The 19,031-nt window shown below is 60.6% G+C and carries 22 protein-coding genes; 11 read left to right on the top strand and 11 right to left on the bottom strand.

Features of this window, described 5'->3' with window-relative positions; all coding sequences use genetic code 11:
- Window positions 1–133 precede the first annotated feature (133 nt).
- The 6 genes from rluB to D882_RS0105455 all read right to left on the bottom strand — a co-directional run bounded on the left by rluB (window position 134) and on the right by D882_RS0105455 (window position 5,221).
- On the bottom strand, window positions 134–1,420 hold the full coding sequence (gene rluB, locus D882_RS0105480) for a 23S rRNA pseudouridine(2605) synthase RluB (RefSeq protein ID WP_027922309.1): 1,287 nt from the start codon (window positions 1,418–1,420) through the stop codon (window positions 134–136).
- 157 nt (window positions 1,421–1,577) lie between these two features.
- Entirely contained in the window at window positions 1,578–1,769 is a 192-nt protein-coding gene (locus tag D882_RS0105475) for a DUF1289 domain-containing protein (RefSeq protein ID WP_027922308.1), read from the bottom strand.
- A gap of 146 nt (window positions 1,770–1,915) precedes the next feature.
- A complete protein-coding gene (gene scpB, locus D882_RS0105470; RefSeq protein ID WP_027922307.1) occupies window positions 1,916–2,881 on the bottom strand; it encodes an SMC-Scp complex subunit ScpB in 966 nt (321 codons plus the stop codon).
- Between the two features lie 11 nt (window positions 2,882–2,892).
- Window positions 2,893–3,714, bottom strand: coding sequence for a ScpA family protein (locus D882_RS0105465; RefSeq protein ID WP_027922306.1), 822 nt, complete (start codon window positions 3,712–3,714; stop codon window positions 2,893–2,895).
- On the bottom strand, window positions 3,715–4,344 hold the full coding sequence (locus D882_RS0105460) for an L-threonylcarbamoyladenylate synthase (protein WP_032833461.1): 630 nt from the start codon (window positions 4,342–4,344) through the stop codon (window positions 3,715–3,717).
- 13 nt (window positions 4,345–4,357) lie between these two features.
- On the bottom strand, window positions 4,358–5,221 hold the full coding sequence (locus tag D882_RS0105455; protein ID WP_027922304.1) for a PHP domain-containing protein: 864 nt from the start codon (window positions 5,219–5,221) through the stop codon (window positions 4,358–4,360).
- Window positions 5,222–5,308: 87 nt separating this feature from the next.
- Between D882_RS0105455 and D882_RS0105450 the strand changes: the two genes are divergently transcribed.
- From D882_RS0105450 to D882_RS0105425, 6 genes are all read left to right on the top strand, one after another.
- A complete protein-coding gene (locus D882_RS0105450; protein WP_027922303.1) occupies window positions 5,309–5,905 on the top strand; it encodes a septation protein A in 597 nt (198 codons plus the stop codon).
- A gap of 1 nt (window position 5,906) precedes the next feature.
- Entirely contained in the window at window positions 5,907–6,206 is a 300-nt protein-coding gene (locus tag D882_RS0105445) for a YciI family protein (RefSeq protein WP_027922302.1), read from the top strand.
- Between the two features lie 122 nt (window positions 6,207–6,328).
- Entirely contained in the window at window positions 6,329–6,742 is a 414-nt protein-coding gene (locus D882_RS0105440; protein WP_027922301.1) for a translation initiation factor 2, read from the top strand.
- A gap of 7 nt (window positions 6,743–6,749) precedes the next feature.
- Entirely contained in the window at window positions 6,750–7,427 is a 678-nt protein-coding gene (locus D882_RS0105435; protein WP_027922300.1) for a response regulator transcription factor, read from the top strand.
- A 210-nt stretch (window positions 7,428–7,637) separates the two neighbouring features.
- Entirely contained in the window at window positions 7,638–8,087 is a 450-nt protein-coding gene (locus tag D882_RS0105430; RefSeq protein WP_027922299.1) for a Spy/CpxP family protein refolding chaperone, read from the top strand.
- Window positions 8,088–8,256: 169 nt separating this feature from the next.
- Window positions 8,257–9,597: a cell wall metabolism sensor histidine kinase WalK gene (locus D882_RS0105425; protein WP_027922298.1), complete on the top strand. Its 1,341-nt coding sequence runs from the start codon at window positions 8,257–8,259 to the stop codon at window positions 9,595–9,597.
- Window positions 9,598–9,694: 97 nt separating this feature from the next.
- Here the strand turns inward: D882_RS0105425 and D882_RS0105420 are convergent, their stop codons facing one another.
- Window positions 9,695–10,261: a nitroreductase family protein gene (locus tag D882_RS0105420; protein WP_027922297.1), complete on the bottom strand. Its 567-nt coding sequence runs from the start codon at window positions 10,259–10,261 to the stop codon at window positions 9,695–9,697.
- Between the two features lie 121 nt (window positions 10,262–10,382).
- Here D882_RS0105420 and D882_RS0105415 point away from each other — a divergent pair, with 121 nt between their 5' ends.
- The gene (locus D882_RS0105415; protein ID WP_027922296.1) at window positions 10,383–11,837 is read left to right on the top strand and encodes a TrkH family potassium uptake protein; all 1,455 of its coding nucleotides are present in this window, start codon (window positions 10,383–10,385) and stop codon (window positions 11,835–11,837) included.
- Here D882_RS0105415 and D882_RS0105410 read toward each other — a convergent pair.
- Entirely contained in the window at window positions 11,794–12,855 is a 1,062-nt protein-coding gene (locus D882_RS0105410) for an AraC family transcriptional regulator (RefSeq protein ID WP_081743913.1), read from the bottom strand. The two genes, D882_RS0105415 and D882_RS0105410, sit on opposite strands and share 44 nt — an antisense overlap.
- 163 nt (window positions 12,856–13,018) lie before the next feature.
- Between D882_RS0105410 and D882_RS0105405 the strand changes: the two genes are divergently transcribed.
- Window positions 13,019–13,330 (top strand): DUF962 domain-containing protein, encoded by a 312-nt coding sequence (locus D882_RS0105405; RefSeq protein ID WP_027922294.1) that lies wholly within the window; start codon window positions 13,019–13,021, stop codon window positions 13,328–13,330.
- A 29-nt stretch (window positions 13,331–13,359) separates the two neighbouring features.
- Window positions 13,360–13,950, top strand: a complete 591-nt coding sequence (locus tag D882_RS0105400; protein ID WP_027922293.1) for an HD domain-containing protein — start codon at window positions 13,360–13,362, stop codon at window positions 13,948–13,950.
- 136 nt (window positions 13,951–14,086) lie between these two features.
- On the opposite strand, the gene D882_RS0105395 is transcribed toward D882_RS0105400, so the two are convergent.
- Window positions 14,087–14,902 (bottom strand): UDP-2,3-diacylglucosamine diphosphatase, encoded by an 816-nt coding sequence (locus D882_RS0105395; protein WP_027922292.1) that lies wholly within the window; start codon window positions 14,900–14,902, stop codon window positions 14,087–14,089.
- 129 nt (window positions 14,903–15,031) lie between these two features.
- Between D882_RS0105395 and D882_RS0105390 the strand changes: the two genes are divergently transcribed.
- Window positions 15,032–15,790: an AraC family transcriptional regulator gene (locus D882_RS0105390; RefSeq protein ID WP_027922291.1), complete on the top strand. Its 759-nt coding sequence runs from the start codon at window positions 15,032–15,034 to the stop codon at window positions 15,788–15,790.
- A 223-nt stretch (window positions 15,791–16,013) separates the two neighbouring features.
- Window positions 16,014–16,907 carry a DMT family transporter gene (locus tag D882_RS0105385; protein WP_027922290.1) on the top strand — a complete coding sequence of 298 codons (894 nt, stop codon included), beginning with the start codon at window positions 16,014–16,016 and terminating at the stop codon, window positions 16,905–16,907.
- On the opposite strand, the gene D882_RS0105380 is transcribed toward D882_RS0105385, so the two are convergent.
- Both D882_RS0105380 and D882_RS0105375 read right to left on the bottom strand, forming a co-directional pair.
- A complete protein-coding gene (locus tag D882_RS0105380) occupies window positions 16,901–17,188 on the bottom strand; it encodes a SelT/SelW/SelH family protein (protein ID WP_027922289.1) in 288 nt (95 codons plus the stop codon). The two genes, D882_RS0105385 and D882_RS0105380, sit on opposite strands and share 7 nt — an antisense overlap.
- Window positions 17,189–17,232: 44 nt before the next feature.
- Complete coding sequence (locus D882_RS0105375; RefSeq protein ID WP_027922288.1) at window positions 17,233–18,975, bottom strand: FimV/HubP family polar landmark protein; 1,743 nt, start codon at window positions 18,973–18,975, stop codon at window positions 17,233–17,235.
- Window positions 18,976–19,031 lie beyond the last annotated feature (56 nt).

Genomic DNA, 19,031 nt, shown 5'->3' with positions numbered 1-19,031 from the left:
GCGTGGGTATGCAGCCGGGAACGCCCCGCGTCCTTTCGAAGCGGACGCAGAGCGTCCATTGAGGCATTCCGATCAGTCAGGCAAAAAAAAACGCCATCCCGAGGGATGGCGTTTTTTATAGGGTGCTTACCGATTACTCAGGCTTGCGACGACCAAAGCCCGGACGCTGGCCCGAACCGGCTGGCGCACCGCGACGCTTGCCCGATGGCGCGTCCTTGTCGACCAGGACGATGCCTGGGCGCTTCTTCGGCGCTGGCTTGGCCGGGCGCTTGGTATCAGCAGGACGGTCCGCCACTGGCGTACCGCGACCCGACTCACCGCGACCTGCCGGAGCACCGCGATCACTGCGACCGCCGCTTGGCGCACCACGGCCTTCGCCGCGCTCGGTGCGACCGTTGGCCGGACGTGGCGTGCGTGGACCGCGCTCGCCATCAGCACGAGGGGCTGCTGGCTTGCGGGCTGGACGTTCACCTTCGAAATGCGGCTCACGGGAATCACGCGGAGCAACCGTTGGCTGTGCACCGGCCGCTGGACGCAGGGTGCGCACGCGCTCGGTCTTGCCCATCGGACGCGACGATTTACGCTGCATACGGTCGAGCTTGTCTTTGCTCTTCGCGTTCATCTGCGGCATTGCAACCGGCGTCAGGCCGACTTCAGCACTCAGAATGTCGACTTCGTACTGGCTCATTTCGCGCCAGCGGCCCATCGGCAGGTCGGAGTTGAGGAACACCGGACCGAAGCGCACGCGCTTCAGACGGCTGACCACCAGGCCCTGGGATTCCCACAGACGACGAACTTCACGGTTGCGACCTTCCATCACCACGCAGTGGTACCAGTGGTTGAAACCTTCGCCGCCTGGCGCCTGCTTGATGTCGGTGAACTTGGCCGGGCCGTCTTCAAGGACGACGCCTGCTTTCAGACGCTCAATCATCTCGTCATCGACTTCGCCACGTACACGTACCGCGTATTCACGGTCCATTTCGTAGGAAGGGTGCATCAGGCGGTTAGCCAGCTCACCGTCGGTGGTGAACATCAGCAGACCGGTGGTGTTGATGTCCAGACGGCCGATGTTGATCCAGCGACCTTCTTTCGGTTTTGGCATCTTGTCGAATACGGTCGGACGGCCTTCCGGGTCGAGGCGGGTGCAGATTTCACCGTCGGGCTTGTTGTACATGATCACGCGGCGTACCGACTCGGCGGCTTCTTCGCGCTTGATCACGCGGCCATCGATGGTGATGGCGTCATGCATGTCGACACGCTGACCGAGCGTGGCGTCTTTGCCATTGACCTTGATGCGGCCGTGGCTGATCCAGGCTTCTACGTCACGGCGCGAGCCGACGCCGATACGGGCGAGGACTTTCTGCAGTTTTTCGCCTGCTGGGCCGATTTCCTGGTCGTCTTTCTGGTCGTTGATACTCATCTGGGCACCTCCCGGTGTGGTCTGTTCAGGAAGCTCTGAAGTGAGGGTCCTGAAGCGATGTAAATCTGTTCACTTGGGCGAAGGGATCGCCGAAGGGTCGCGAATCATACGCTCATGTGGGCATTTGCGCATCAGAGACTAGCTGATGAACGCGGACTTACTTGTTTTTCCGCCGACCGGTGGCGCCGAGTTTGATCAACCTGAGCGATGCTTCAGCGAGAACGGTGTGTTTGTCGGGCTTGTCGAGTTTCTTCCAGGCCCTGATTTCACGCTTGCTGCGGCCGCAGCCGAGGCAGATGTCGTCGGTGAATTTGCAGAGGTTGATGCAGGGGTCTTTGGTTGAGCTCATCGCAAATGTCTCTATACACACGAAACCCTGTGGGAGCGAGCTTGCTCGCGATAGCGGTGGGTCAGGCAGCAATGATGTTGACTGACACGCCCTCATCGCGAGCAAGCTCGCTCCCACAAGGATCTCCATGGACCTCAGGGATTGCGTCAATCGTCGAACTCGCGGCGTTCGGCTTCGATGGCTTCGGCGAGCGCCCGGGCTTCGGCTTCTTCGTCGCTCAGCTCGGGCTCGGGTTTCGGTTGTTCGAGGGCGGCAACCGCGGCCAATAGTTTTTCGCGAGCTTCAGCGACGCCCAGAATATCGTCTTCGAGCTCCGGTTCCGGCTCTGTTTCGACTGCGGCTTCGGGCTCAACCGGAGGTGCACTGTCGATGTCAGGCTCAACCGCAGTCATCTCGCCATCGCGCAACAAATCGTCGAAGTCGGTCTTGAGCCCCTCCTCCATGGTGTCCAGCTCCAGCAACAACGTGTGGAAACTGGTTTCTTCCTTGGGTTCTTCCGGCTCGGCACTGGCGTCCGCCAACGCTTGCAGGCTGGCAGGCACGGGCGCGTCGTCGAAATCGAGCACCGGGTCCGGTTCCAGCTCGCGCAGTTCGGCCAGCGGCGGCAGATCGTCGAGGTTTTTCAGGTTGAAGTGATCGAGAAACGCCTTGGTGGTCGCGAACATCGCCGGTTTGCCGGGCACATCGCGGTAGCCGACGATGCGGATCCACTCGCGTTCCATCAGCGTCTTGACGATCTGACTGTTGACCGCCACGCCCCGCACGTCTTCGATCTCGCCCCGGGTGATCGGCTGGCGATAGGCGATCAGCGCGATGGTTTCGAGCATGGCGCGGGAATATCGCTGCGGCCGCTCTTCCCACAAACGCCCAACCCACGGGGAGAATTTTTCGCGGATTTGCAGGCGATAGCCGGAGGCGACTTCTTTCAGCTCGAACGCGCGCCCGTCACAGGACTTGGCCAGGATCGTCAGCGCTTTCTTGAAAACCGGCGGCTCCGGCCGCTCGCCCTCTTCAAAGAGTTCGAACAGGCGTTCAAGCGATTGCGGTTTTCCCGAGGCCAACAGAAAGGCTTCAAGCAGTGGCGCCAGCTCGCGGGGTTCAGTCAGGTTCATGATTCAACTCGTTATTCGGCTCGGGCCCGCACGTGGATCGCTGCGAACGGCTCATTCTGCACCAGCTCGACCAAGGATTCCTTGACCAGTTCGAGGATCGCCATAAAGGTCACCACCACCCCGAGTCGCCCCTCTTCTGCCGTGAACAGCTCGACAAAGGGCACGAAACCTCCGCCCTTGAGCCGATCCAGCACATCGCTCATACGCTCGCGGGTGGACAACGCCTCGCGGCTGACCTGGTGACTTTCGAACATGTCGCCACGGCGCAGGACTTCGGCCATGGACAACAGCAATTCAGACAGGCGCACATCCGGCAACAGTTTGCGCGCCCGTGCTTCCGGGGCATCCAGCTTGGGCACCACCACGTCACGCCCGACACGGGTCAGGCCATCGATGCCTTCGGCGGCCGCCTTGAAACGCTCGTATTCCTGCAAGCGGCGGATCAGCTCGGCGCGCGGGTCCTCTTCTTCGTCTTCGATGGTTTCGGCGCGGGGCAACAGCATCCGCGACTTGATCTCGGCCAGCATCGCGGCCATCACCAGGTACTCGGCGGCCAGCTCCAGGCGCACCGACTGCATCAGCTCGACATAGCCCATGTATTGGCGAGTGATTTCCGCCACCGGGATGTCGAGGATGTTGATGTTCTGTTTGCGAATCAGGTACAGCAGCAGGTCGAGCGGGCCTTCGAAGGCCTCGAGAAAGACCTCGAGCGCATCCGGCGGGATGTACAGGTCCAGCGGCATTTCCAGCACCGCCTGGCCATACACCATCGCGAAGGGCAGCTCTTGCTGGGCTCCGGCCTGACTGTCGACTGCGGGTTCTACTGCAGACATCTACGCCTCGGCCATGAACGGCGCAGGGTCGCCGCAACCGACACGGATCACTTCCGGGTCGTCGCCGGTCAGGTCGATCACGGTGGACGCCTTGATCCCGCCGAAACCGCCGTCGATGATCAAGTCCACCTGATGCTCAAGCAATTGACGCATTTCGTACGGATCGCTCAACGGGTCTTCGTCGCCGGGCATGATCAGGGTCACGCTCATCAGCGGCTCGCCGAGTTCGGCCAGCAAGGCCAGCGCAATCGGATGACTCGGTACTCGCAGGCCGATGGTGCGCTTTTTCGGATGCAGCAGCAGACGCGGCACTTCGCGGGTGGCGTTGAGAATAAAGGTGTAAGGCCCGGGCAGGTGCGCCTTGAGCAGACGGAACGTGCCGGTATCGATCTTGGCGAACAGCCCCAGCTGCGACAGGTCGCTGCAAATCAGCGCAAAGTTGTGTTTGTCATCCAGCCCGCGTAAACGGCGTACGCGGTCCACGGCATTCTTGTCGCCGATCTGGCAACCAATGGCGTAGGACGAGTCCGTGGGATAAATCACCACCCCGCCTTTGCGGATGATCTCAACCGCCTGTTTGATCAGGCGCGCTTGCGGGTTTTCCGGATGAATCTGGAAAAATTGACTCACATTCTCTACCTGTTCAGACGGCGGCAATAATTGGGTCATGTTTGAATCGACACCACAGTGGTGGCAGATCCTCCGGGAGCGGGCGATATTCGCCGATCTCGGACCAGCCTCCAGGGCCATGAAAATCACTGCCGGCGCTGACCAGCAGACCGAACTCACGGGCAAGAATGGCCAGGCTGCCCACTTGTTCGGCGGGCTGATGACCATTGACCACTTCAATCGCGTGGCCCCCGGCTTGAATATAGTCAGAAATCAGGCGACGACGCTTGCTGCGAGTGAAATCGTAGTGCCAGGGATGCGCCAGGCTGACCCAGGCCTTCGCCGCGCGCAGGGTTTCGACGGTTTCTTCGAGGGTCGGCCAGTGTTGCTTGACGTCGCCCAGCTTGCCGGCGCCCAGCCATTTGCGGAAGGCTTCGGCGCGATCCTTTACGAACCCTTCACGCACCATCCAGTCGGCAAAGTGCGGACGGGCCGGCGCGTTGCCGCTATCGCCCAGCTCCTGCTGCATGGCGCGGGCACCTTCCAGCGCTCCCGGCATGCCTTTCAACGCCAGCTTGCGGCTTATTTCTTCGGACCGTAGCCAACGGCCATCGTGCAATTTTGCGATCGCCTCGACCAACGGCGGCGCCGTGACATCAAATCCGTAACCCAACACGTGAATGGTCGCGCCGCCCCAGGTGCAGGACAATTCGACGCCATTGACCAGTTGCATCCCCAGCGCCGTCGCGGCTGTGCGGGCCTCATCGAGGCCCTCAAGGGTGTCGTGATCGGTCAAGGCCAGGACTCGCACGCCTTTCTCGAACGCACGCGCAACCAGTACCGCAGGCGCCAGGGCGCCGTCGGAGGCCGTGCTATGGCAGTGCAAATCAACATTCACAGGACTTTGTTACCTCAAATCAGCTGGCGCTATCGCGCGCCCATATGTTTGTTATTATGCCGCCACATCCTGCTTCTGGCTGCCACTGTGAAACAATTCATCGATTTCATCCCGCTTCTGCTGTTTTTCATCGTCTTCAAACTGGACCCACGGGTCGTCGACATCGGCGGTCATGAGTTGACTGTAGGCGGTATCTACAGCGCCACCGCGATGTTGATCATCAGCTCGCTGGTGGTTTACGGCGCGCTGTTCATCAAGCAGCGCAAGCTTGAGAAGAGCCAGTGGCTGACCCTCATTGCCTGCCTGGTCTTCGGTAGCCTGACCCTGGCGTTCCACAGCGAAACCTTCCTCAAGTGGAAAGCGCCGGTAGTGAACTGGTTGTTTGCCCTCGCGTTCATTGGCAGCCACTTCGTCGGTGACAGCCTTTTGATCAAGCGCATCATGGGCCATGCACTGACCCTGCCAGAGCCCGTCTGGACGCGCCTGAACATCGCCTGGATCGCTTTTTTCCTGTTTTGCGGCGCCGCCAACCTGTTCGTCGCGTTCACCTTTCAGGACTACTGGGTCGACTTCAAAGTCTTCGGCAGCCTGGGCATGACGCTGCTGTTCCTGGTCGGCCAGGGCATTTACCTGTCCCGCCACCTGCACGACACCGACACCACTACGCCAAAAACCGAGGACTGACATGCTCTACGCAATCATTGCCACAGACGTCGCCAACTCGCTGCAAGCCCGGCTGTCCGCGCGCCCTGCCCACCTTGAGCGCCTGCAAGTGCTCAAGGGCGAAGGCCGCATCGTATTGGCCGGTCCGCACCCGGCGGTCGACAGCAATGATCCGGGCGCTGCGGGTTTCACCGGCAGCCTGATCGTCGCCGAATTCGACTCCCTGAGCGCCGCACAGGCCTGGGCCGACGCCGACCCGTATATCGCTGCAGGCGTCTACGCCAACGTTTCAGTCAAGCCGTTCAAGCAAGTCCTGCCGTAACTTCCCCCCACAAATGCCCCCCGCGCGTTGAACCTTGTCGGTTCATCGCGCTCTCAACGCTCATTATTCTTGTTTGCCTGCCGACAACCTGCCCAATCACTCGATTGGAATCAGGAGTCGCGATGCGCAAGGGTCCGTTGTGTCTGTTGTTGGTGACGTTGTCGATCATGGCCCCGGCCCACGGTGAAGAAAGCGCCGAGGGCGCTAATTCGACGCCTTTGTCCCTGAGCGCCGGCAGCCAGATTAGCGAGTTGCAGCAACGCTTGAAGGTCAGCGAGCAGCAACGGGAAGAATTGAGCAAGCAACTGCAAAATACCGATGCCGAACGCGAAAGCGCTCAACTGAGCCGGTTGCGCCAAGAGAATCAGCGCCTCAAGCTGCAACTCAAGGAAGCGCAGGCCAGTAGCCCGTTGCCACGTCTGCTGACTGATCAGCAGCAATGGTTTGTTATCGGCGGTGGAGTAGCGCTATTGGCCCTGCTCTGCGGTATCTTCGCCAGTGGTGCCACCAGAAAACGTCGGCAATGGCTAAATTGAGTGATTCATGAGCGAGCTGTTACTAATTGATGATGACCAGGAGCTGTGCGAGCTTCTGAGCAGTTGGTTGAGCCAGGAAGGCTTTCAGGTCCGTGCCTGCCACGATGGCCAGAGTGCCCGCCGCGCGTTGGCCGAAACCTCTCCCGCCGCCGTGGTGCTGGACGTGATGCTGCCCGACGGCAGCGGTCTGGAGCTGCTCAAGCAATTGCGCAGCGATCACCCGGACCTGCCGGTGCTGATGCTGTCGGCACGCGGCGAGCCACTGGACCGCATCCTCGGCCTGGAACTGGGCGCCGACGATTACCTGGCCAAACCCTGCGACCCACGGGAACTGACAGCCCGCCTGCGCGCGGTGTTGCGTCGCAGCCATCCGGCGGCAGTGTCCAGCCAGCTGGAACTGGGCGACCTGTGTTTCAGCCCGGTGCGCGGCGTGGTCAGCATCGATGAACAGGAATTCACCCTCACCGTCTCCGAAAGCCGTCTGCTTGAAGCCCTGCTCAAGCAACCCGGCGAGCCGCTGGACAAACAGGAACTGGCGCAAATCGCCCTCGGCCGCAAGCTGACCCTGTACGACCGCAGCCTGGACATGCACGTCAGTAACCTGCGCAAGAAAATCGGCCCGCACCCCGACGGCCGCCCGCGCATCGTTGCGCTGCGCAGCCGTGGTTACTACTACAGCCTCTAATCCCGAACGCGATTCCCTGCAGCAGCTGTCGAGCCTCGCAGGCTCGACAGCTGCTACATGGGCCATGTGTGTCCAAAAGGTGGTGGAAGTGTCAGGTCGGCGGGAAATCGTCTTTACCCAAGCTTTACGCTCCGCTGACCGCCGCTGACCTTGATCTGCGTAATCTGTACTCATCCGGAACGTACCGGGAACGAGACAAGGAGATTCACCATGCGCAAGACTCTTATCGCTCTGATGTTCGCCGCCGCTTTGCCGACCGTTGCCATGGCCATGCCTGAGGGCACCGGCCCGATGGATGGGCCGATGGATGGCTCGCACCACGGCGGTCAGATGCACGGCATGCACGGTAAAGGCCCGTACAGTCAGCTTGACCTGAGCCGCGAACAGCGCGAGCAGATCCGCAAGATCATGGGCGAGCAGATGCACGAGCGTAAGCAACTGGTCGACAAGTACCTGGAGAAACTCTCGCCAGCCGACCAGAAAGCCCTGAAAGACGAAATGACCGCCAAGCATCAGAAAGCCGAAGCCGATGTACGCGCCGTGCTGAAACCGGATCAACAGAAGAAATTCGACGAGATCCAGAAAAAGCAGGCTGAGCGTCGCGCCGAGTGGGCCGAGTTCAAGGCCTGGAAAGCGCAACAACCGCAAAAAGCGCAATAATGCGCTGACCCCGGACCCAACGGCCAACCCCGTTGGGTCTGTTACCACTGCAGAAGCAAGGCTTGCCCGCGAAGGCGATTTCATAATCAACAGAGATGTTGAATGTTAAATCGCCTTCGCGGGCAAGCCTCGCTCCTACAAGGATCTTGCGTCAGCTTGAGGATTTTCTGTGCGTTCATTGTTCTGGCGTATCCTGGCCAGCTTCTGGCTGGCCATCGCTCTGGTGGCAGGGCTCTCCATTCTGCTGGGGCACATGCTCAATCAGGACGCGTGGATCCTCAGTCGCCATCCAGGCCTCAATACCCTCGCGCAAGAGTGGACGCAAACCTACGAATCCCAGGGCGAAGAAGCCGCCCAAAACATTCTGGAACAGCGCAAACGTCAATATCACATCGACGTTCAGGTGTTGAACGAAAGCGGCGACCCGGTCGTCCGTGGGACCTTTCCGCGTCGCGCAGCCGCGTTCGAAGCGCGGCAGAACAACGATGACCGGCGCCTGCCATGGCGTCGTTTGACCGCGGAATACACCAGCGAGAAAACCGGCGACACCTACCTGCTGATCTATCGCATTCCGCACCCGGAACTGGATTCCTGGCACCGCGAAAGCCTGCTGTGGCCGTTGAGTGCGCTGGGCATCGCGTTGGTGGTGCTGACCTTGTTCAGCCTGTTCGTCACCCTGTCGATTACCCGCCCGCTCAGCCGTTTGCGCAGCGCCGTGCATGACCTGGGACAAACCACTTATCAGCAGAACAGTCTGGTGAAACTGGCCAACCGGCGCGATGAGTTTGGCGTGCTGGCCAACGATTTCAACCGCATGGGCTCACGCCTGCAAAGCTTGATCGGCAGTCAGCGGCAGTTGCTGCGCGATGTGTCGCATGAATTGCGCTCCCCGCTCGCTCGACTGCGCATTGCCCTGGCATTGGCGGAACGGGCCAACCCTGAAGAACGGGAAAAACTCTGGCCGCGCCTGACCCGCGAATGCGACCGGCTGGAAGCGTTGATCAGCGAAATCCTCGTACTGGCGCGGGTCGACGCCGACAACGCCAGTGCCGAAGAGGTCGACCTGAACGCGATGCTTCATACGCTGCAAAAGGATGCGCAACTGGGTTCACCGGAACAGAACGTAAGCCTTGAGGCAGAACCGCAACTGAACCTCAAGGGCTGGCCGACGATGATCGAGCGCGCCGTCGACAATCTGCTGCGCAACGCCCAGCGCTTTAATCCGGTGGGGCAGTCGATTGAAATGAAGGCCGTGCGTCAGGGTGAGCGCATTGTGGTCAGCGTGCGTGACCATGGACCGGGCGTGAACACCGAGCATTTGAATCAGTTGGGTGAGCCGTTTTATCGAGCTCCAGGGCAAACGGCCGCCGGGCATGGCCTGGGTTTGGCGATCGCGCGCCGCGCGGCAGAACGTCATGGCGGGAGTCTGGTACTGGCCAATCATCCGCAGGGCGGGTTTGTGGCCAGTCTGGAATTGCCGCTGGTGCCAGGGGCGGTCGTCCAACCGTAAAAAGCACGCAGCCTCGTTTCACTCGACAGCTGCTACAGAGGTCTGTGTGCACCTGTAGCAGCTGTCGAGTGAAACGAGGCTGCGATTCTTTTGATCTTCAGGACTTGGCAGGCCACGCGCTGACGAACTCGGCGAGGTCGGCTTTTTCGGCCACACGCGGTTCTTTTTGCGGTGTGCCCAGGTAAAGGAACGCAATCACCTCTTCCCCTTCCGCCAACCCCAGCCCTTTGGCCACATGCGCCGAGTAGGCCAGTTCACCGGTACGCCATACCGCGCCAATCCCTTGCGCATACGCCGCCAGCAAAATTCCGTGCGCTGCACAGCCTGCGGCCAGCAGTTGCTCGGATTTCGGGTACTTGACGTGATCCTGCACCCGCGCAATCACCACCACCACCAACGGTGCGCGCAGCGGGCCGTTGCGCGCCTTGTCCAGCGCCGCCTCCGACACCTCGCTGTCTTGCAACTTCGCCGCTTCGGCCAGCAATTCGCCCATTTGCTCGCGCGCCGCGCCCTCGACGGTCAGGAAGCGCCAAGGCTGCAAATGACCATGGTCCGGGGCGCGCATGGCGGCGCCAAACAGGACTTCGCGTTGCGCCGCAGTCGGTGCCGGGTCAAGCAGTCGTGGAACGGAAACACGGTTGAGCAAAGCGTCGAGAGCCTGCATCGGCCACCTCCTGAAAAAATGTTTGGCTATTCTAGCTGCATGTGCGCAAGCGGCGTCGGTTTACATGCCCTGCCCCGCAGGTAGAATGGCGCCCACTCCCACCACAGCCCGAGCGGATTTCATGGCGTTGCCGACCTTACGGATTATTGGTTTTATCATCGGCATCTTCCTGATTACGCTGGCCATTGCCATGGTCGTGCCCATGGCGACCCTGGTGATTTTCGAGCGCACCCACGAGCTCCCTTCGTTCCTGTGGTCGAGCATGATTACCTTCGTCGCCGGCCTGGCGATGGTTATCCCTGGTCGCCCCGAACACATCCACCTGCGTCCACGGGACATGTACCTGTTGACCGTCAGCAGTTGGCTGGTGGTCTGCCTCTTCGCCTCACTGCCTTTTATGCTGGCTCAACACGTCAGCTTCACCGACGCGATCTTTGAAAGCATGTCCGGCATCACCGCCACCGGTTCGACGGTCCTCAGCGGCCTGGACTCCATGTCACCCGGCATCCTGATCTGGCGTTCGCTGCTGCACTGGCTCGGCGGCATCGGTTTTATCGGCATGGCGGTGGCGATTCTGCCGTTGCTGCGCATCGGTGGCATGCGCCTGTTCCAGACCGAGTCCTCGGACCGTTCGGAAAAGGTCATGCCTCGCTCGCACATGGTGGCGCGTCTGATCGTGGCGGCTTATGTCGGCATCACCATCATCGGCAGCCTCGCGCTCTGGTGGGCCGGGATGAGCCTGTTTGATGCGATCAACCACGCGATGTCAGCGATCTCCACTGGCGGGTTTTCCACCTCGGACCAGTCGCTGGCCAAATGGACGCAGCCGGCGGTGCACTGGGTGGCGATTGTCATCATGATTCTCGGCAGCCTGCCCTTCACCCTGTACGTCGCAACCTTGCGCGGCAACCGTCGGGCCTTGATCAAGGATCAACAGGTTCAAGGGATGCTCGGCATGTTGCTGGTGACCTGGCTGGTGCTTGGCACCTGGTACTGGTGGACCACCCAACTGCATTGGCTCGAAGCCTTGCGGCACGTGGCGTTTAACGTGACATCGGTGGTCACCACCACCGGTTTTGCGCTGGGAGATTACAGCCTGTGGGGCAATTTCTCGCTGATGCTGTTCTTTTACCTGGGCTTTGTCGGCGGCTGCTCAGGCTCGACGGCCGGCGGGATCAAGATTTTCCGCTTCCAGGTCGCCTATATCCTGCTCAAGGCCAACCTTAACCAATTGATTCACCCGCGCGCGGTGATCAAGCAGAAGTACAACGGTCACCGTCTCGACGAAGAAATCGTGCGTTCGATCCTGACCTTTTCGTTCTTCTTCGCCATCACCATCTGCGTCATCGCGTTGCTGCTCTCACTGCTCGGCGTGGACTGGATGACTGCCCTGACCGGCGCGGCCAGTACCGTGTCCGGTGTCGGGCCGGGGTTGGGGCCGACCATCGGGCCGTCGGGTAACTTTTCGTCGTTGCCGGACGCCGCCAAGTGGATTCTGTCGTTTGGCATGCTGCTCGGCCGACTGGAGATCATTACGGTGTTTGTTCTGTGCATTCCTGCGTTCTGGCGCCACTGACCTGCGCCGCCGCTTCGGTCATGTGCGCCCGGTACTCGCCGGGGGTCGCATCAAACCAGCGGCGGAACGCGCGGAAGAAATTGCTCGGGTCAGCGAACCCCAGCAGGTAGGCAATTTCCAGCAGGGTCATGGTGGGCTGGGCCAGGTACTGCTCGGCCAATTCGCGACGGGTGTCATCGAGCAAGGCCTGGAAACTGGTGCCCTCTTCCTGCAAGCGTCGCTGCAAGGTGCGTTGTGAAAGGTGCAGCGTCTGCGCCACGGTATCGCGCTTGGGTTCGCCTTGGGGCAGCAAACGGCACAATACCTGTCGCGCCTTGTGCGTCACACGGCTCTCGGAAAACCGCGCCAGGTACTCGCCGGCAAACCGGTCATGCAACAGCGCCATTGCTTCATTGGCGGTCGGCAATGGTGCTTCCATATCTGCCCGTTCGAAGATCAACGCGTCGTAAGGCGCGTTGAACAGCAACGGCGCATGAAAGGCTTGTTTATAGGGTTCGAGGTCGACAGGTTGATCGCCCTGTAACAGCACCTTGAGCGGTTGCAAGGTCCGCCCGGTCAACCAGCCGCACAATGCCAGCGCACAGGCCAGTGACGCCTCGGCACTTTGCCGGGTCGGCGGCAAGTGGTCGCCGTGGACCGTCAGAATCAGCGCATAACCTTCATCCAGCAGACGGAAACTCAGGTCGGCACTTTCGGCAATGATCCGCTGATAGCGCACCAGCCGCTGAAAGCCTTCGGCCAGGGTCTGACTGGACATCAGGGCGTAACCGGCGACATGGAAAGACGCCGGTCGCACCACCTTGCCCATGTTCAGGCCGATCGCCGGGTTGCCGGACAGCTCGACCGCGCGCTGCCACAGTCGCGTCATGGAATCTTGCGGAAAACGCGCATCCGGATCATCCAGTGAGGCGTAGTCGAGCCCTAGCTGCTTGAACAGTGCCCGGCAATCCAGGCCGTCCATCTCCAGTGCTTTGACAATCCCCATCGCCCAGCTTGCAGAAGTCGTTCGTTCGCTCATGGCGTTTGCTTACTGTTCAGTGAGCCGTCTGACGCGGCTAGTTTTCGAAGGATACTAAAGTGGCGCCTATTGTCACTGGCTGATGCCAATGATCACTCTAGACTCAAATAAGCTACCCGCAGAACATCTTGCAATCAGAACAACAACCACAGAGATCGCTGTCGTGGAAAACATCAAACGTTTCAACAGCTTTGCTGAGTTCTACCCGTATTACCTCAGCGAGCACAGTGACAGCACTTGCCGACGACTGCACTTCATCGGCACGACACTGGTCATCTTCATTCTCGCCCTGACCATCGGCAAAGGCGCGTGGCTGCTGCTGTGGGCCCTGCCGCTGGCGGGTTACAGCTTCGCCTGGGCCGGGCATTTTTTCTTCGAGAAGAATCGGCCTGCGACCTTCCAGCATCCTCTTTATAGCCTGCTCGGTGACTTCGTCATGTACCGCGACATGATTCTGGGTCGCGTGCCGTTTTAAGCGTCGTGAACACGAAGAGAGAAGAGTCAATGAATGCCAACGCCCGTTTCACCCACATGAAGGATGGCACCCAGGAAGACTGGGCGATCATCGCCGCCGACTTCAGTGCCTACGCGAAACAATTGCCTTCAAGGATTGTGGCGCACCTGAAGTTGCTGGAGGGCGATTTTGGTGGCTTCCCGGTGGACCGTCTCACCCACTCCCTGCAAACCGCCAGCCGCGCCTGGCGCGATGGCCGGGATGAGGAATATGTGGTGTGCGCGTTGCTGCATGACATCGGCGACACTTTGGGTTCCTACAACCATCCGGACATTGCCGCGGCGATTCTCAAGCCGTTCGTCAGCGCCGAGAATCTGTGGATGGTGGAGAAACACGGGATTTTCCAAGGCTATTACTTTTTCCACCATTTGGGCATGGATCGGCACCTGCGCGAGCAGTTCAAGGACCATCCGCAGTATCAGGCTACCGTCGAGTTCTGTGCCAAATACGATGCGGCGGCCTTTGACCCGGCCTATGACACGCTGCCGTTGAGTTTCTTTATGCCAATGATGGAACGGTTGTTTGCGCAGCCGAAGAACTCGATCTACAAAGCGGCGATGGAAGAATATTCGCCGGCCTGATACACCTCAGGGGACCGCTGCGCGGTCCATCGCGAGCAGGCTCACTCCTACAGTTGACCGCGCTCTCAAGGCAGACTCAGTTCAATGCAGGAGTGAGCCTGCTCGCGATGAGGCCCCAGCCCAGTCACCGCAAATTTCAGGCCGGCTCGGCAACCTTCAGCGCCTTCAACTCCGCCTCACGCGCCTGCGCATCCGCCAGCCGATACAACTCGATCGACCCGTCCCAATGCTCGATCAGCGCCGTACACGACTCCACCCAATCCCCGCAATTGAGGTAATCCACCTCGCCCACCTTGCGAATCTCGGCATGGTGGATGTGCCCGCACACCACGCCATGTAACTCGCGCTTCACGCATTCGTGGGCGATGGCTTCCTCGAAATCGCTGATGAAGCTGACTGCAGTCTTAACCTTGTGCTTGAGGTACGCCGACAACGACCAATAGCCGTAGCCATAGCGGGCGCGCCAGTGGTTGAGCCAGCGGTTGAGGGTCAGGGTGAACTCGTAGGCCGAGTCCCCGAGGAAGGCCAGCCAGCGGTGATAACGGGTGATGACATCGAACTGATCGCCGTGGATCACCAGCAGATGACGGCCGTCGGCGGTGACGTGCACGGCTTCGTCGACCAACTGGATGTTGCCCAGGATCAGCTTGGAGTAACGACGCAGGAACTCGTCGTGGTTGCCGGTGACGTAGATCACTTCGGTGCCGCGCTTGCTCATGGTCAGCAAGCGACGAATGACGTTGGTGTGCGCCTGGGGCCAGTACATGCCGCCGCGCAGTTTCCAGCCATCGATGATGTCGCCGACCAGGTAAATCTTGTCCGCGTGGTAGCCCTTGAGAAACTGCGACAGGTGCTCGGCCTGGCAGTCTCGAGTGCCCAGATGCACATCTGAAATCCACAAGGTCCGCACACGTTGCTTACGACTGGGTTTGGCGAGCTCGGCGCTGGTCATGGGCAACCCTCTGCGATTGTTTTTCCAAGCTTGCGCCGGTCGGGTTAATCGGTCATGACAGGGGTGAGTCATTCCTGTGACAGCAACCGGCCGGTGTAGACTGGCCCCATCTTGCCCAGGAGAGCGGTGATGCGACCGATCCTCACACTACGCCAGTACACCCACGACCTGATCGTCCACAGCCACGACCACGCCCAACTGGTGTTCGGGCTGTCGGGCGCGCTGGATTTCGAAGTCGACGGGCGTGGCAGTCAGGTGGTGCAGCAGAGTTTCGTGGTGGTGCCGTCCGGTTTCCATCACGCCTGCGGCAGCAGCAATGGCAGCCGCTGCCTGGTGCTGGATGTGCCGAGCGATCAATGGATTTCACAGTCGCTGGGCGATCACGCCGAGGCCAGTCGCCGTCTGCTCGACAACGCTGGACGCTTGCCGCTGGATGCCGGGCAGAGCCAATTGGTCAGTTGGTTGGCGAGCAGTCAGGTCCACGATCCGTTGATCGCGCAACAAGGCGCGGTGCTGTTATTGGCCAGCCTCAACAACGCCAAACCAGCCAGCGTGGGCGGACGACGCCTGCCGTATGCAGCGATGAATGCGCACATCGATCAGCATGCAGCTTATCCGTTGCAAGTGGCGGACCTGGCCGGTGTCGCCGGGTTGTCCAGCGCCCGGTTGCACGCACGGTTTGTGGCTGAATGCGGGCAGACGCCGATGGACTATATCCGCAGTCGACGGCTGCATATTGCGGTGGGGTTGCTGCGGGATTCGCCATTGCCCATCGGCGAGATTGCCAGTCGGGTCGGCTACAGCTCACAGAGCGCCTTCGCCGCCGCAGTGTTGCGCGAGTTTGGCGCCTCTCCCGGCAAACTGCGGCGCGAGGCTGGCGACAAATGAGGCGAGTCTGACGACAGAAAAACCGCGCATCACGCGATTAAATGTAGCAGCTGGCAAAGCCTGCGTCCGACTGCGAAGCGGTCGCCATCGGGACAAATGCAATGTGTCTGATACACCGCGTTTTCAGGTTTTACGACCGCTCCGCAGTCGGACGCAGGCTGCGCCAGCTGCTACAAATCCGTAGTTTCTGTCGGTTTGGTTTACTCGTTTATCAAGGATTGCAATGACTCCCCGTACCGCCCTTGGCGCCCTGCATATCGGCGCATTAATGTTTGGCCTGACCGGTGTGTTCGGCAAACTCGCCGCCGCGTCCCCCGCTGTCATCGTCTTTGGCCGCGCTGCGTTTGCGGTGCTGGCACTCGCGGTTTTCGCGCGTTTCGCCAGCAACACCCGTTGGCAGAAACTTGAAGCCGTGGATTGGCGCCGCCTGCTGCTCAGCGGTTTGCTGCTGGCCGGACATTGGGTGAGTTTTTTTATTGCGGTGAAAGTCGCGGGCGTGGCGATTGCGACCTTGGGCTTTGCCAGTTTCCCGGCGTTTACCGTGATCCTCGAAGGGCTGATCTTCCGCGAGCGGATTCGCGCCAATGAAATCCTGCTGGTGGTATTGGTCAGTGTCGGGCTGGTGTTGGTCACACCGGACTTCGATCTGGCGAGCGGCGCGACCACCGGTCTGCTATGGGCCGTCGGTTCCGGGTTGTTGTTTGCCCTGCTGTCGCTGACCAACCGGGCCAGTTCCGGACGGATCCCGCCGGTACAGGCCGCGCTGTGTCAAAACGTGGTGGTCGCGCTGTGCCTGCTGCCCGTGGCGGTACCGCAGTTGAGCGAAGTGCGTGGCATCGATTGGCTGTGGATCAGTCTGCTCGGGGTGTTCTGCACCGGCGTCGCCCACAGTCTGTTCGTCGCCAGCCTGGCGGTGATCAAGGCCCGCACGGCGGCGGTGGTGTTCGCCCTGGAACCCGTTTACGGGATCACCATGGCCTGGCTGCTGTTCAATGAAAACCCGACGTTGCGGATGCTGATCGGCGGCGCGCTGATCATTGTGGCGATCGTGGTTTCCAGCCGGCTGTCCGGTGGTTCAAGCAAAAAAACCGTGGCGGCGGAAGCGGCGTCTCACTGAGTGCGATCGTTGTGGCCCAGGTCGCGGTCCGGATCGATCTGATCGCGGACTCGCTGCTTGAGCACCTTGGCCTCGGGAAAACCGCCATCGCCCTTACGCTCCCAGAGTTGCACGTCGTCACAAAAAATATGGAACACCCCACCGGTGCCGGGCACCAGCGACACTTTGCCCAGGTCATCACCGAAGGTGCTGAGCAGTTCCTGAGCAAGCCAGGCGGCACGCAACAGCCATTGGCATTGCGTGCAATAGGTGATGATGATTTCCGGTTTGTGCGCGGTCATGACAGGCAAGTCTCTGAGTCTGGGAGCGCAGCCATCATAGAGCCTCAGCCGATACCGGCCAACAGACTGCGGGCGGTCTGCTTGAGCGGTTCGTCGCCGTCCTTGAGCAATTCGTTGAGCAGCGTGATCGCGCGATCCAGGTCGCCATCGTCGATGCAGGTCTGCGCTTGTTCCAGTTTGCCGGCGTTGGATGGCGCCGCCGGGGCCAGGCTCAGCGGTTCAAGGTGCAGCGACTGAGGCGCCTCGCTGAATTCGTCGAGGAAGTCGTCATCCAGTGATGGAGTGTCAGGCACGGGGTCCCATTCCAGTTCGGGCGCTTGCTGCGACGATTCGCCGGGCAGTTCGTACACCTCGGGCAACACGTGCAGGTTCGAGGTGAAGGTCAGCTCGTCCGACGGTTTGGCGCAAGCCGGTGGGCTGTCAAAAGGGCTGACCAGATCCCAATTTGAATCCATCGATAACTCATCCAGGTTCAACTGGAATTCATCGTTGGGCACAGCTTCCGCCGGTGCGACTACGGGCGCGGCCACCACGGGTGCGGCACTGCTCAGTTTCGGATGGCTGGCGCGGATGTCCTGCAGTTTTTGCGGGTCGAACCCGGCGTCGCGCAGGCTGCTTTCCTGCGCGTCATAGGCCGTCACATTGCCTTGTTTGCCGAGCACCTCCAGCAGTTGCACCGCCAGCTCCGTGCGCTCAGGCTCTTTGATCAGCGCCTCTCGCAACATGGCAGCGGCTTCGGAAAACCGGCCATACGTCAGGTAGATGCCGACCCCTTCCAGCACATCACCCGCTGAGGTTTCTTCACGATGATCGGACGCCGGTTTGAGCAGGGTCTTTTGGACTAACGGTTGCACAGCAGGATCAAGCATCGGCTCCTGCCGTGACGGCAAATCGGGGGTTGCCTCGGGCAAGGCCGCGACCTGCTGACGTCGATGACGAAGGAACAACCCGAGCAGCACCAACGCCACCAGTGCCAGCAGGCCGATGATCAATTGCCAATGGGTCGCTTCCTCGACAACCACAGGCGCGGGCACGACCGCCGTCGGCGCAGCGGGCTCGGCTGGCGCTTGTCTGACGTCGGCCAATTGAGTCTGCAGTTCGGTGATCTGCTTTTTCTGACCGGCGATCTGCTCATCCTGAGCCGCCAGCTTCGCCTTCAACTCATCGATGGTTTTTTGCAGTTGCTGGTTTTGCAGGACAGCGGCGGCCAGTTGCTCGGCCACAACGGGATCACTCACCGGCGTGACAGCAGGTTGCGGGGGAGCGGGGTTCTTCGCAGGTGCAACTGGCGAACTGGCCGGTTTGACGACCGGAAATGCAGAAGGCTGGGGTTCGCCAACCGGCTCATCAGCGGCGGGTTCAATCCCCGGGGTGCCCGGCGGATCAATCAGTACCGTGTATTCGCGCAGCAAGCGCCCGTTGGGCTGATTGAGCTGCACCACGAAATTCAGGAAAGGTTCTTTGACCGCTTTGGTGGAGGTCACCCGGATCAGGTTGCGATTGCCTCGCAGGATCGGGGTGAACTTCAGATTGTTGAGGAAGAACACCCGCTCGACGCCGGCACGGCTGAATTCATCCGCCGTCGCCAGGCTGACGGACAACTCGCCCTCCTCCAGACCACCGACATCCACCAGGGCGATGTCGGCACTCAACGGCTGGTTCAGCGCGGAGTGGAGCGTGATGTCCCCCAAACCCAGCGCAGGTGCCAATGCCGAGTAGGTGATAGCGCCACTGACCAGAAACGACCTGACGCCACACCGTAAAACCAACCGCCAACTCTCAAGCATGAGCATCCCTTAGAGAACAGAACCAACCTATGCGTGTTTGCACATCCGGTACGAAC

It is taken from the genome of Pseudomonas sp. URMO17WK12:I12 (genome assembly GCF_000514395.1).
Classification (GTDB): domain Bacteria; phylum Pseudomonadota; class Gammaproteobacteria; order Pseudomonadales; family Pseudomonadaceae; genus Aquipseudomonas; species Aquipseudomonas mucoides.
Note: the sequence above shows the minus strand (reverse complement) of the source record. Positions and strands in the feature narration are given on the sequence as shown.